This is a genomic window from Caballeronia arvi (genome assembly GCF_001544695.2).
Classification (GTDB): Bacteria; Pseudomonadota; Gammaproteobacteria; order Burkholderiales; family Burkholderiaceae; genus Caballeronia; species Caballeronia arvi.
Map to the genome: position 1 here is coordinate 138,567 of NZ_FCOM02000016.1, position 12,546 is coordinate 151,112.

The following is a 12,546-nucleotide window of genomic DNA, read 5'->3' on the forward strand; positions in this document are numbered from 1 at the left end:
TTCGCTTTCGTTTATCTGTTCATCATTGTACAAGTCGTTTTATATTGTTGAATCTGCGTTTACCCGAATGCCGACAGCGGCGTGAGCGCCGCCGCGGATGTCATATGAACATTGAAGGATGAAAACGCCCGATACGCGAGGGTTTCGCGCGAGCGCCAGACTCGGATCAGACGCCCGCGAAGCCGAGCATCTTCGACACGCGTTGCGCGCAGTCGCGTAAAGCTTTCGATATATCGCCGTCCCATGCGCCGTCGAACGAGCCGTTGGGTCCGATCGCCGTGATCGCGAGCACGATATTGCGCGAGTGGTCGAATACCGGCGCACTCATCGCGCTGATGCCGGCGACGGGTTCATCGATCGCTCTCGCGATGCAGTGCTCGCGCACTTCGGCGAGCATCGCGTCGATTTGCGCACGCGTGTAATCGCGACGCTCCGCGCCGATCTGCAAAGCGCCCGCGCGCTCGATGGCGACGAGCGCATCGACGGTCATCGGCGGCAGATACGCCGCGAATGCGCGGCCCGTTGCGGTCTGCAGCAGCGACATCACGGTGCCGGTGCGCATCGTCACATGAATGGGCACGCTCGCCTGCTGGATATGAACAATCGTCGGTCCATAGCTGCCCGCGCTCGCGAGTGCGACCGTATGCTCTATGCGCGGTGTGATGTTCGCCACTTCCGCGATCGCAAGGCGCACCGGATCGACGCGCTGCAAGCTGATCAGGCCCATCTGCAAGGCGAATGGCCCGAGCTCGTAACGACCAGTGGCCGGGTCCTGTTGAATCAGGCCGAGATTGCCGTATGACACGAGATACGGATGCGCCTTCGCCGACGGCATGCCCGCCTTCTTCGCGAGATCGCCGAGCAGCATCGGGCCGCCGTGATCCACGAGCGCGCGCAACAGCGCCCCGCCTACTTCGATCGATTGAATTCCCCGGCGCACTCCGCTCATGCCTGACCTTGTGTCGTTGTCGATGATGCGCGCGATGATAACCGCACTCGCGTGCACAGCGTCATGCTTCAGGGCCAAGGCGTGCAATCAGTTCACGATGCTGCGGATAGTGCGCTTCCAGCGCACCCGGCGCGGCCAGTTCGAACTCGCTGAATTCGAAGCCCGGCGCGACCGTGCAGCCGACGAGCGCCGCGCCGTTCTTATCGCGGCATTCGGCCGCGAACCAGTCGCCCGCTTCGACCACAGCCTGAAACACGGTATCCGCATGTTCGATCATGTTGCCGAGACGATGCGTGACGAGCGTGCCGTTCGCATCGAGCACGTGCACATCGACGGGATCGCCCGCATAGAAGTGCCAGACTTCGTCGGAGCGAATGCGATGCCACGCCGAATGCGCGCCGTCGCATAGCAGGAAATGGATCGCGGTGGAGGCAGACCGCGCATCGCTTTCGTTTTCGTTATCGCGCACAACCCTACCTTTCGCTCGATACGTCTCGCGGAAATATCCACCTTCCGGATGCGGCTCGAGCTTCAGACGCTCGATCAGTGCCCGGCTATCGATGCGATCACGTTGCATGTCGTTCCCTTTGCAAGAGCGGTTGCGGTTCGCGTATTCTGCATCGGATTACCCGAAACGCCATTCTTCTTCACTTCATCCGTGGACGCCATGACTCTTCCCTCTTCCTTGCTGAATGCCTTCGCTCCGACCGGCACGCTGCGCGCGTCGATCAATCTCGGCAATCCGATCCTCGCGCATCGCACGACAAGCGGCGAGCCGGGCGGCGTATCGGTGGATCTCGCGCGGGAACTTGCGTCGCGGCTCGGCGTGCCGGTCGCGTTCACCGCTTTCGAGCGCGCCGCCGAATCCGTCGAGACCGTGACGAACGAAGATGCGGACATCGGCTTCTTCGCAATCGATCCGCTGCGCGGCGCGGGCATCGCGTTCACCGCGCCTTACGTGCTGATCGAAGGCTGCTATCTCGTGCGCGACGCGTCGCCGATCACGCGCAACGAAGACGTGGACCGCGAAGGCCACCGCATCATGGTCGGCAAGGGCAGTGCGTACGATCTCTTTCTCACGCGTGAAATCAAGCATGCCGAGATCGTGCGCACGGCGTTATCGCATACCGTGGTCGAAGACTTTCTGCGCGACAACCTCGAAGTCGCGGCAAGCGTAAAGCAGATTCTCGAAGCCGATGCCGCGCGCATACCCGGCTTGCGCCTGCTCGACGGGCGCTTCATGGTCATTCAGCAGGCGATGGGCTTGCCGAAGCCCCGTGGCGATGACGCCGCCCGCTATCTGCGCGAGTTCGTCGAGGACGTGAAGCGCTCGGGATTCGTCGCCGATGCGCTCGCGCGACACGGCATCGAGGGCGCATCGGTCGCGCCGGCCGCATGAGCCTGGACGTCGAGCTCGCGGTCACCGACTGGATCGACGCGACGTTCGAGCGCGATGTCGCAGGCGGACTCGCGGCGTTCAATCGCGCGCAACTCGGCCCTAGCCATCAGCGCGATCTCGCGGTGTCGCTCTATCGCGATGACGATTTTCTCGGCGGGCTCGGCGGCTACACCGCGTGGAACTGGCTCTTCGTGAAATGGCTATGGATACGCGAGGATGCGCGCGGCGCCGGACTCGGCACACGCGCACTCGCAGCCGCCGAAAACGAGGCGATGAAGCGCGGCTGCCGCGCGGCCTGGCTCGACACGGTCAATCCCGCAGCGCGCTCGCTCTACGCGCGCTGCGGCTACGAGACCTTCGGCGAACTGGCCGATTTTCACGCGGGACAGACGCGCTATTTCATGCAGAAGCGGTTCTAGCGCGCTGGCGTTTTGCATTACGCATGCATAGAACCATCTGGCATTAAGCGTTTTGCATTACGCATTCAATTTCAACCGCCCGGCGACGCGCGCCGTGATCGCGCTGCGCGCCGCAAGCGATGCTTTCAGCCGCTCGCGCACGTCGCTGACGACATCGCCAGGCGCGCTGCCTGGATCGCCCGCGTCGAACGGCGGCGCGGGTGCATATTCCATCTGCAACTGGACCGCTTGCGCCTCCTTTTCGCCGACGAGTTCCGCCGCGAGCGCCAATGCGAAATCGATGCCCGCCGTGATGCCGCCGCCCGTGAACAGATTGCCGTCGCGCACGACGCGCTCGTGCACCGGAATGGCGCCGAGTTCCGCCAGCAGCGAGTGATAGGCCCAGTGCGTCGTCGCACGCTTGCCGCGCAACAGGCCCGCCGCGCCGAGCACGAGCGAGCCGGTGCATACCGACGTCAGATAGCGCGCGCCCTTCGCCTGCTCGCGGAGAAACGCGAGCGTCGCCTCGTCCTCCATCAGATCGCCGACGCCCGCGCCGCCCGGCACGCACAGCACGTCGAGCGCGGGGCAGTCATCGAAGGTCGTGTCTGGCGTCAGGATCATGCCGGCGCTCGATTTCAGCGGCTCGCGCGTCTTCCAGATGAGATGCACTTGCGTGTCGGGCATGTGCGCGAACACGTCATAGGGGCCGGTCATGTCAAGTTGCTGCACGCGCGGGAACAGCAGCAGGCCAATGTGTAGCGTCATCGTCTTCTCCTTGATCGATGCTTCGTGGCAGTGGACGAACCGATGCTACGCCGCTACCCTATGGCGAAATCGACACACACCCCACGTTTTCCGCCAATCCTCGGGAGACCGCCGTGCAATCCGATACACCGCGCGCCATCGACGTGCTCGCCTTCCCCGATGTCCAGTTGCTCGATGTCGCCGGCCCGGTGCAGGTTTTCGCATCCGCGAACGATCTGGCGATGGCGGCGGGCCTGCCGCGCCCCTATCGCCCGCGCGTGGTGTCGAAAAGCGGCACGGTGAGCGCGTCGGCGGGACTCGGGCTCGTCGGAGAAGCGTTGCCCGATGCGGCCGAATCGTGCGACACGCTGATCATCGCGGGCGGTTGGGGCGTCCATCAGGCTGTGCTGGATCGCGAACTCGTCGATTGGGTTCGCGCGCACTCGACCCACGCGCGGCGCACCGCGTCCGTTTGTACCGGCGCTTTTCTGCTCGCGGCGGCGGGACTTCTGGACGAGCGGCGCGCCGTCACGCACTGGACGCGCTGCGCCGAACTGGCCACGCGCTTTCCGGCGGTGCGCGTCGAGTCCGACCCGATATTCATCCGCGATGGCGACATCTGGACCTCGGCCGGCGTCACGGCGGGCATCGACCTGTCGCTCGCGCTCGTCGAAGAGGATCTGGGGCGCGCGCTCGCGCTCGATGTCGCGCGCCATCTCGTCGTGTTCCTGAAACGTCCCGGTGGGCAGGCGCAGTTCAGCGCGGCGCTCTCGCTACAAAAATCGGGTGAACGCTTTTGCGAATTGCACGCGTGGATCGCGGAGAACCTCGCGGCAGATCTGTCGGTCGGCGAACTGGCTGCGCGCGTCGGCATGAGCGAACGCAGCTTCGTGCGCCATTACCGCGCGCAAACCGGCACGACGCCCGCGCGCTCGATCGAACGCATGCGTCTGGAAGCGGCGCGGCGCCTGCTCGGCGATACGACGCTGCCGGTGAAGCGCGTCGCCGCGCGCTGTGGCTTCGGCACGGAGGAAACGATGCGGCGCGGTTTTTTGCGTTCGCTCGGCGTGTCGCCGCAGGCCTATCGCGACCGATTTACCGCGCACGGCGCGGCCGGCGCACAGCCGGAATGAATGCCCGAACGCCTTGTGCAACAGGCTTTTTTTGTCCTGCGTACTCAAGGCTGTAAGCTGCGTGCCGTTACCCCGTTTAGAACGTTTGCTTGAGACGCGCGCCCCGGGCGGCGTGCGAGCGCTGTCGCTGAACGAGAACCGCCCGCCGTGGCGGCAATATGGCCTGGAGCGCCGATGAGTGTGTTTCCCGCGTACGACGCGCCGGTTGCCCGCGCAACCGCGGTCGAGTCCGCAACCGTGACGGCAAGCGGCGAGAAGAGCCACGCCTGCGCCGCTCCATCGATCGACGCCTTGCTGCACGAAGCCGCCGCGATGGGCTATCCGCAGCAATGGGCGTGGTATCGCGCGGGCGAACAGTTGCATCTGGAGCGACGCGGCGATGCACCGCTGCCCGGTCGAAACGAGTGGCCGCTCGGCATCGCCGAGGACCGGCTCGAAGAGACGTGCGCCGCGCATGGCTGGCATTGCTGGCCGACCGGGCGCGGCGAGAGCGTGCTCGGCTGGCTGCTCGCGCCCGCCGCGCACCGTGACGATCCGCATCTCGCCGAACTCGCGCGCACGCTCGGCGAGCGCGTGCAGTCCGACGCCCTCGCACGCGCGCAACTCACGCAGCGCGTGCTGTACGAAATCGCTTATCTCGCGAGCTCGGTTCCCGAGCGCGCCGATTTCCTGCGCGGTGTGCACGAACGACTCGGCACGCTCATCGACGCGGAGAACTTCTATCTCGCGCTCTACGATCGCAAGACCGGCAGGATCACCTATCCGTATTACGTCGACGTGATCGATACCGATGTCGTCGCCGCCGAGAACTACGACATCCTGAATCCGGCGCGGCTCTCGATGACCGGCCAGGTGCTCACGAGCGGGCAGCCGCTTTTCATCACCGCCGACGATATCTGCGCGGCCGAGCGCGCGGCTCGCTACTACTGCATCGGCGATCGCCCCGAGTTCTGGATGGGCGCGCCGCTCAAGAACGCCAGCGACGAAGTGTTCGGCATGCTGGCGATGCAGGTCTATGACGTCTCGCGCATTTACACGGCCGAAGACCGCGCGCTCTTTCTCGTCGTCGCGCGGCACGTGGCCATGGCGCTCGACCGTATCCTGCACCGTGCCGATCTCGAAGAGCAGGTGGCGCGGCGCACGTCGGAACTGTCGAAGCTGAACGCGGCGCTGCGTCATGGCATCGCGGAGCGCGAGCGTTCCGAGCATTTGCAAGCTGCGCTCTATCAGATCGCAGAATTGTCGAGCCGGCCCGGCGATACGCTGGAGTTTTTGCGCAGCCTGCATGGCATCGTCGGCGAACTGCTGTATGCGCGCAATTTCTATATCGCGCTCTTCGAAACGGAAACGGGCGAAGTGTCGTTCCCGTATTACGTCGATGAAATCGTGCAGGAGCGTCCCGCGCCGCGACGCAACCAACGCGGCCTCACCGAATATGTGATCCGCGAGCGGCGCGCGCGGCTCATCGATCATTCGGAAGCGTTGCGTCTCATCGAAGAAGGCGCGTTCGAGACCGATCACAGCGACGTGCGCCTGCGCTCGTGGCTCGGCATTCCACTCTTCGACGGCGATGTCGTGCGTGGCGTGCTTGCCGTGCAAAGCTATTCGCCGCTCGTACGTTATTCGTTGCGCGATCAGGAATTGCTGACCTTCGTGTCGCGGCATATCGATACCGCGCTCTCGCGCCGTCGCGACGCCGAAGCGCTGCATGCCGCGAATCTCGAACTCGAAGCGCGCGTGCAGGCCCGCACGCGCGAACTCGACGACGTCAACGCGCGCCTGCTTTACGAGAACTCGCACGATTCGTTGACGGGACTCCCCAATCGCAGCCATCTGATGCAAAAGCTGCGCTGCGCGTGGCGGGACTATCAGACACGCGGCGATGAACTCTCGGTGATGTTCATCGACCTCGATCGATTCAAGGTCGTGAACGATAGCCTCGGCCATCACTTCGGCGACATGCTGCTCGTGCAGGCCGCCGCGCGCTTGCGCGATTGCCTGCGTTCGTCGGATCTGCTCGCGCGCTTAGGGGGAGACGAGTTCGCCGTGCTGTCGCCGAATGCTTCGGTGCGCGATGCGGTGTCGATCGCCAAGCGCATTCTGGCCGCGTTCGATCTGCCGTTTCATATCGAAGAGCATGTGGTGTTTTCGTCGTGCAGCATCGGCATCGTGAGTGCGGACAGCCAGTTCCATACCGAGCCCGCCGATCTTTTGCGCGACGCCGATACCGCGATGTATCGCGTGAAGAACGCGGGCCGCGACAGCTTCGTCGTGTTCAATCAGGAACTACGACGCCAGGTGTCGGACCAGGTGGAACGCGAAGGCGCGCTGCGCAATGCGATCAAGCGCGACGACGAGCTGCTGCCCTACTTCCAGCCCATCGTCGACGTGAAGAGCGGCGAAGTCGTCGCGCTCGAAGCGTTGATCCGCTGGCGTCAGCCGGATGGACGCATCGTCGGGCCAGCGGAATTTCTGCCTTCCGTGGAAGGCCTGAGGCTCATCGGCAGGCTCGATCTTTATATGCTCGAACGCGTCGCCGCGATTCTCTCGAATGCGCGTTTTGCGCACTGGCCGCCTGTGCATGTGAACTGCTCCAGCTATAGCATGACGCGCCCCGAATTCGCCGACGATGTGCTCGCGCTCTTGCGACGCTATCGCGTCTCGCCATCGCGCGTATGTCTCGAACTGACGGAAGGCGCGCTCGTCGCCGAGCCCGATCTCGCGCGGCGCACGATGCAACGGCTTGCGGACAATGGCATGTCGGTCGTGCTCGATGACTTCGGCGCAGGCTTTTCTTCGCTGAGCTATGTGCATCAATATCAGTTTACGGGACTGAAGATCGATAAGTCCTTCATTCTCGAATTGACGGAAAGCCCGCGCAGCCGTGCGATCGTGCGGGCGATCGTGCGCATGGCCGAGTCGCTCGATCTGACGCTCGTGGCCGAAGGCGTCGAAGATGCGGCGACGCTCGCCGTGCTGCGCGACATGGGCGCGGCGCAGGCGCAAGGCTATTTCTTCGACAAGCCGCTGCCGCTCGAAGCGCTCACACGCGCCTCGCTCGCGCCGCGCGCGACGACCGCAAGCGCACTGCTATAACGCTTCCGCGCATCAAGGCATGCCGCCGAGCGACGGCGAGATGATGCTGCCCGGCTCGCCCTTCGGTTCGCCGCTGTCATCGAATGCGGCGCGCGTCGAAACGGGCGCATGATTCTTCGCGCAGGTCTCGATCGAATCCGTTCCGAGGCATTGCTGAAACGCGTCGGCGTGCGCCTTCGCGTCGAACGTATAGATGGTGTCGCCGACTTTGATTTCCGTGTCGGAGATGCGGTCTGCTGTGATAGTCATGTTGTCTTCTGCCTCTCTGCTTCCATTGGATCGTACTGACAAGCCAGCATCAAGCGATCCCGGCGACGCGTACAGCGCCAACGCGGTGTTGAACTTGCAATTAGCCGCGATAACATGCATTCGAAAGAAGAAATTGTAATGATCGAAAAAAGCCGCGGCGCGCAATATGCGCGACAGACCGCGCGCATCGGGCAGCAATAAACTGAGCAATACTGACTCGAAAAACGCCGATAGGGTTATCCCTCGCCCGAAAGAGGCACAAGCGCCGATCAGGCTAATGAGCCTGACAAAGTCGGTACTGCGCCTGACGATTCGCGAAATCGCCAATGGCCGCTATAAATAAATTAAATGAACGCCAGTGCAATTTCCAATCGCGCAGTCATTCATGTGCGCTAGGATGGAAAGTGCGTCGATCTGGGGTGCGCGGCTTTGCACGGCGCCTGGCAGGAAACCGCGCAATGGCCCGGCATCCGTCTGGCCAATCAATGCACAAGGAGGCTCTATGAAGTGGGAAACCCCGAGTTTCACCGATATGCGCTTCGGCTTTGAAATAACGATGTATATTGCGACGCGCTAATCGAAAATGACAAAACGGCCATGTTTCAAAATGGCCGTTTTGTTTTATGCGCGCAACCCGCCGATTTTCAATCGCGCCGCACAGGTTCGGTATGTTTGTTCGCCGGATCGGGCTGCTCCGAGTGCTGCGCATCGAAACCGCCTTTGCCTGCGATTTCCGGTTCGTTCCCTGATCCATACGGCACTTCCGCCGTCTGATGCGGATGCTGATCCAGACGACGGTTCTCCGGCTCGACTTCCCCTGCATTCGGCTGGCGCACGCCCTGCTTCGGATCACCGCCCGTCGCCGATCCCGGCCCCGGCGTATTGCCGATCGAACCGCCGCCGCTCGCGCCGCTGCCTGCATCGCCTAAAGGCTTGTCGGTGCTCTTGGGTTCCTGTTCGCTATTGCTCATGGTGACTTCTCCTTTCCGTTCGCCGATAGAAGACGATCAGCAACGCGCATTCCAGTGCCTGTCGAAAGGTAAAAAGGCCCGCGTACTTCACGCGGGCCACCAGATCGATTAGATAGGGTTACGTTGCGAGCGCCGAGCCGATGACTTCATTCGCGACCGCATCGACAGCCTGCTTCACGATGCCGACGATCTCGTCCGCTTCGGCGCGCGTCGTCACGAGCGGGGGCGCGAAGCCGAGGATATCGCCATGCGGCATGGCACGCGCGATCACGCCGCGCTCGAGCGCCGCCGCCGATACCTTCGGCCCGACCTTCAGCGCCGGATCGAAGGGCTTGCGCGCGTCCTTGTCGGCCATGAACTCGAGCGCCGCGAGCATGCCTGCGCCGCGCACTTCGCCGACGAGCGGATGCGCATCGAAGGCCGTGTGCAATTGCTGCTGCAAGTAGGCACCGACATCCGCGGCATTCTGCGTGAGATTCTCGCGTTCGAGGATATCCAGATTCGCGATAGCCGCGGCCGCGCAAATTGGATGTCCCGAGTACGTCCAGCCGTGGCCCATCGGGCCGAACTCCTTCGAGCCTTTCTCGATGACGTCCCACACCTTCTCGCCGACGATCACGCCCGACAGCGGCGCATACGCACTCGTCAGGCCCTTCGCGACGGTGATGAGATCCGGCTTGATGCCGAAGTGCTGCGCGCCCATCTTCGAGCCGAGACGTCCGAAGCCGCACACGACTTCATCGGAGATCAGCAGGATGTCGTGCTTGCGAAGCACTTCCTGAATCGCTTCCCAGTAACCTTGCGGCGGCGCGATGATGCCGCCCGTGCCCATCACGGGTTCTGCGATGAATGCGGCGATCGTGTCGGCGCCTTCTTTCGCGATCAGCTTCTCCAGCTCTTCCACGCAATACGCGGTGAATTGCGTTTCGCTCATGCCGGCCGGCGCCTTGCGATACCAGTGCGGACACACCGTATGCTTCACGCGGTCGACGGGCAGATCGAAGTTCTGGTGAAAGCTCGGCAGACCCGTGAGGCTGCCCGTCAAGATGCCCGAGCCGTGATAGCCACGCTCGCGCGAAATGATCTTCTTTTTGTTCGGACGCCCAAGCACATTGTTGTAATACCAGACGATCTTGATCTGCGTTTCGTTCGCGTCCGACCCCGACATGCCGTAGTACACCTTCTTCATGCCTTCCGGCGACCAGTCGATGATGCGCGACGACAGTTCGATGATCGTATCGGTCGAATGGCCGACATACGTGTGGTAATACGCGAGCTTCTTCGCCTGCTCATAGATTGCGTCGGCCACTTCGGTGCGGCCATAGCCGATATTCACGCAATAGAGGCCCGCGAATGCATCGATATAACTTTTGCCCTGGTGATCTTCGATGCGAATGCCTTTCGCGCCCGTCACGATCTTGCCGGGCAATGCGCCGCTCGCATGATCTTGCGCGTGCGTGGACGGGTGCATGAAGTGCGCGCGGTCTTCGGCGAACAATTGGTCGAGCGATTGTTTTTGCTGGGTCATGTGCTTCTCCTTGATTCGATGATGCGTGTCTTTGAGGATAGTGCTTTCAGGCTGCGCTCGTGAGCGGCAGGCCGAGATTGCCGAGGCAGAAGTATTTCGTTTCGACGAAGGGCTCGAAGCCTTCCGCGCCGCCTTCGCGGCCGAGGCCCGATGCCTTCATGCCGCCGAAAGGAATCGGTGCACCGGTGAACTTGACGCCGTTGACCGAGACCATTGCGAAATCGAGGCGGCGCACGAGCTGGAAAATCGTGTCGATGCGCGTCGCGCAGACGTACGCAGCGAGGCCGTATTCCGTGTCGTTAGCGCGCGTGACGGCTTCGTCGAGCGTATCGAACGGGGAAATCGCGGAGATCGGCGCGAAGTTCTCTTCGTCGTAGATGCGCATGCCCGGTTTGGCATCGGCGACGACGGTCGGTTCATAAAACCAGCCGCCGAGCGCATGCGGCTTGCCACCAGTGGTGATGCGCGCGCCTTGCGCTTTCGCATCGTCGACGCGTGCGACGGTCGAATCGAATGCGGCCTGATGCATCAACGGACCGACATCGACATTCGCTTCGAAAGCCGTTCCTACTTTCAACGCCTTGACTGCTTCCGTATAGCGTTCGACGAATTGCTCATAGAGCGGACGCGCGACGAGAATGCGGTTTGCGGCGCAGCAATCCTGCCCTGACGTTTGAAACTTCGCGCCCACTGCGACGCGCACGGCCTGTTCCAGGTCTGCGTCTTCGGTAACGATGAAGGGTGCATTGCCGCCCAGTTCGAGCGCGAGCTTCTTGATGCCCGATTGCGCCGCCGTTTGCGCAACGAGATTGCCGACGCGTGTCGAACCCGTGAAGCTGACGGCACGCACACGGGTATCGCTGACGAGGGTTTCCATCGCCATTTGCGGCTCGCCGATCACGACGTTGAATACGCCCGGCGGGAAGCCTGCTTCTTCGGCGAGCTGTGCGAGCGCGATCGCCGAGAAAGGCGTTTCGTGCGCGGGCTTGACGACGACAGTGCAGCCCGCGGCGATGGCGGCTGCGGCCTTGCGGGTGATCATCGCGACGGGAAAATTCCAGGGCGTGATGAGTGCGGCGACGCCGACGGGTTCCATCACCGTGCCGAGATGCGCGCCGTCGATGTGCGTCGGGATCGTGCGGCCCGTGAGGCGCTTTGCTTCGTTTGCGAACCATTCGACGAAGCTCGCTGCGTAGGCGATTTCGCCTTTTGATTCGGCGAGCGGTTTGCCTTGTTCGAGCGACAGGATGCCTGCGAGGTCGGCCTGATGACGCATGATCAGTTCATGCCAGCGGAGCAGCAGTGCGCTGCGCTTCTGTTGCGGCATCCAGCGCCAGGACTGGAATGCGCGATCGGCGGCATCGATGGAGCTTTTGATTTGCTCCTTGTCGAGCATCGGGACATGGCCGATGACATTCTGATCGGCAGGATTCGTGACTGCGATCGATGCGGCGCTGTTGCTGTGGACCCAGCGGCCGTCGATATAGCAGAGCGATTTGAACAGGATGGGATGGCCTAGCAGCATGGGGTTGGCTCCGTTTCTGCCCTTGCGGGCCGTGGCGTTTCGTTTGATTCGATGTGGTCTACTTTACGGTCTTCGTGGTTGAGAGTTTTTTGTTTATCGGTTACTGTGGTTGTTGTTTTTTCTGTTTGCTTTGCCGTTGCGTTGGTTTTTTCGGATTTCTATGGAATCCTGCTTTCGCGTCGGTCTGCTTGCTCTGCCCCTGTGCGGGGCGGGCAGTCACTTTCTTTGCTGCTGCAAAGAAAGTAACCAAAGAAAGCAGCTATCCCCAGCCTAAACACTTCATACCGGCCGCGGCACAGGCGATCGGCTGAATGGCCCCCAGAGTAGCGAGTGTCCTCGTAGGTCTGTTGCGGCGTGGACCGCGCACGGTCTGACAAGCTAGTACGCAAAGGACACTGGTTCAGCACAAAATAGCTTCGGCACAGCGCTACGCGCTGCCGCCGGGCATGCAAGGGAAACCAGCGAAGAAGAAGTGTGTATTAGCCTAGACCGCATCTGACAGGTAGTCGGAGAAGCAAAGGAAGAAAGCGGTTTAATGAGGGATCAGTTTC

At 62.4% G+C, this 12,546-nt stretch carries 13 protein-coding genes; 6 read left to right on the forward strand and 7 right to left on the reverse strand.

All coding sequences use genetic code 11. The annotated features are described in order from the left end of the window. Nucleotides 1–166 precede the first annotated feature (166 nt). Entirely contained in the window at nucleotides 167–949 is a 783-nt protein-coding gene (locus AWB74_RS19800) for an IclR family transcriptional regulator (RefSeq protein WP_061148449.1), read from the reverse strand. A 61-nt stretch (nucleotides 950–1,010) separates the two neighbouring features. Next, complete coding sequence (locus tag AWB74_RS19805; RefSeq protein WP_061148426.1) at nucleotides 1,011–1,526, reverse strand: cupin domain-containing protein; 516 nt, start codon at nucleotides 1,524–1,526, stop codon at nucleotides 1,011–1,013. A gap of 90 nt (nucleotides 1,527–1,616) precedes the next feature. Between AWB74_RS19805 and AWB74_RS19810 the strand changes: the two genes are divergently transcribed. Together AWB74_RS19810 and AWB74_RS19815 are read left to right on the forward strand one after the other, a co-directional pair. Continuing rightward, a complete protein-coding gene (locus tag AWB74_RS19810; RefSeq protein WP_061148427.1) occupies nucleotides 1,617–2,348 on the forward strand; it encodes an ABC transporter substrate-binding protein in 732 nt (243 codons plus the stop codon). Continuing rightward, nucleotides 2,345–2,767: a GNAT family N-acetyltransferase gene (locus AWB74_RS19815; protein ID WP_061148428.1), complete on the forward strand. Its 423-nt coding sequence runs from the start codon at nucleotides 2,345–2,347 to the stop codon at nucleotides 2,765–2,767. Before AWB74_RS19810 ends, AWB74_RS19815 begins: the two co-directional genes overlap by 4 nt. 57 nt (nucleotides 2,768–2,824) lie before the next feature. Here the strand turns inward: AWB74_RS19815 and AWB74_RS19820 are convergent, their stop codons facing one another. Beyond that, a complete protein-coding gene (locus tag AWB74_RS19820; RefSeq protein ID WP_061148429.1) occupies nucleotides 2,825–3,514 on the reverse strand; it encodes a DJ-1/PfpI family protein in 690 nt (229 codons plus the stop codon). A 137-nt stretch (nucleotides 3,515–3,651) separates the two neighbouring features. On the opposite strand from AWB74_RS19820, the gene AWB74_RS19825 reads away from it, so the two are divergent. Together AWB74_RS19825 and AWB74_RS19830 are read left to right on the forward strand one after the other, a co-directional pair. Further along, nucleotides 3,652–4,626: a GlxA family transcriptional regulator gene (locus AWB74_RS19825; RefSeq protein ID WP_061148450.1), complete on the forward strand. Its 975-nt coding sequence runs from the start codon at nucleotides 3,652–3,654 to the stop codon at nucleotides 4,624–4,626. Between the two features lie 174 nt (nucleotides 4,627–4,800). Then, entirely contained in the window at nucleotides 4,801–7,722 is a 2,922-nt protein-coding gene (locus AWB74_RS19830) for a bifunctional diguanylate cyclase/phosphodiesterase (RefSeq protein ID WP_061148430.1), read from the forward strand. A gap of 12 nt (nucleotides 7,723–7,734) precedes the next feature. Here the strand turns inward: AWB74_RS19830 and AWB74_RS19835 are convergent, their stop codons facing one another. Further along, complete coding sequence (locus tag AWB74_RS19835) at nucleotides 7,735–7,971, reverse strand: hypothetical protein (protein WP_061148451.1); 237 nt, start codon at nucleotides 7,969–7,971, stop codon at nucleotides 7,735–7,737. Nucleotides 7,972–8,137: 166 nt separating this feature from the next. Here AWB74_RS19835 and AWB74_RS46440 point away from each other — a divergent pair, with 166 nt between their 5' ends. Further along, nucleotides 8,138–8,314 (forward strand): hypothetical protein, encoded by a 177-nt coding sequence (locus AWB74_RS46440; protein WP_160110285.1) that lies wholly within the window; start codon nucleotides 8,138–8,140, stop codon nucleotides 8,312–8,314. Nucleotides 8,315–8,473: 159 nt separating this feature from the next. Continuing rightward, nucleotides 8,474–8,548, forward strand: a complete 75-nt coding sequence (pqqA, locus tag AWB74_RS45705) for a pyrroloquinoline quinone precursor peptide PqqA (protein WP_008353049.1) — start codon at nucleotides 8,474–8,476, stop codon at nucleotides 8,546–8,548. Nucleotides 8,549–8,615: 67 nt separating this feature from the next. On the opposite strand, the gene AWB74_RS19845 is transcribed toward pqqA, so the two are convergent. The 3 genes from AWB74_RS19845 to AWB74_RS19855 all read right to left on the reverse strand — a co-directional run bounded on the left by AWB74_RS19845 (nucleotide 8,616) and on the right by AWB74_RS19855 (nucleotide 11,995). Further along, entirely contained in the window at nucleotides 8,616–8,942 is a 327-nt protein-coding gene (locus AWB74_RS19845) for a hypothetical protein (protein ID WP_061148431.1), read from the reverse strand. A gap of 118 nt (nucleotides 8,943–9,060) precedes the next feature. After that, nucleotides 9,061–10,470, reverse strand: coding sequence for an aspartate aminotransferase family protein (locus AWB74_RS19850; protein ID WP_061148432.1), 1,410 nt, complete (start codon nucleotides 10,468–10,470; stop codon nucleotides 9,061–9,063). Between the two features lie 46 nt (nucleotides 10,471–10,516). Next, complete coding sequence (locus tag AWB74_RS19855) at nucleotides 10,517–11,995, reverse strand: NAD-dependent succinate-semialdehyde dehydrogenase (RefSeq protein ID WP_061148433.1); 1,479 nt, start codon at nucleotides 11,993–11,995, stop codon at nucleotides 10,517–10,519. Nucleotides 11,996–12,546: the final 551 nt, after the last annotated feature.

What these genes read in the sequence shown, in the direction of transcription:
- AWB74_RS19845 (WP_061148431.1), bottom strand. Translation starts at nt 8,942, where the DNA reads ATGAGCAATAGCGAACAGGAACCCAAGAGCACCGACAAGCCTTTAGGC.
- AWB74_RS19850 (WP_061148432.1), bottom strand. Translation starts at nt 10,470, where the DNA reads ATGACCCAGCAAAAACAATCGCTCGACCAATTGTTCGCCGAAGACCGC.
- AWB74_RS19805 (WP_061148426.1), bottom strand. Translation starts at nt 1,526, where the DNA reads ATGCAACGTGATCGCATCGATAGCCGGGCACTGATCGAGCGTCTGAAG.
- AWB74_RS19800 (WP_061148449.1), bottom strand. Translation starts at nt 949, where the DNA reads ATGAGCGGAGTGCGCCGGGGAATTCAATCGATCGAAGTAGGCGGGGCG.
- AWB74_RS19810 (WP_061148427.1), top strand. Translation starts at nt 1,617, where the DNA reads ATGACTCTTCCCTCTTCCTTGCTGAATGCCTTCGCTCCGACCGGCACG.
- AWB74_RS46440 (WP_160110285.1), top strand. Translation starts at nt 8,138, where the DNA reads ATGCGCGACAGACCGCGCGCATCGGGCAGCAATAAACTGAGCAATACT.
- AWB74_RS19820 (WP_061148429.1), bottom strand. Translation starts at nt 3,514, where the DNA reads ATGACGCTACACATTGGCCTGCTGCTGTTCCCGCGCGTGCAGCAACTT.
- AWB74_RS19830 (WP_061148430.1), top strand. Translation starts at nt 4,801, where the DNA reads ATGAGTGTGTTTCCCGCGTACGACGCGCCGGTTGCCCGCGCAACCGCG.
- AWB74_RS19855 (WP_061148433.1), bottom strand. Translation starts at nt 11,995, where the DNA reads ATGCTGCTAGGCCATCCCATCCTGTTCAAATCGCTCTGCTATATCGAC.
- AWB74_RS19835 (WP_061148451.1), bottom strand. Translation starts at nt 7,971, where the DNA reads ATGACTATCACAGCAGACCGCATCTCCGACACGGAAATCAAAGTCGGC.
- AWB74_RS19815 (WP_061148428.1), top strand. Translation starts at nt 2,345, where the DNA reads ATGAGCCTGGACGTCGAGCTCGCGGTCACCGACTGGATCGACGCGACG.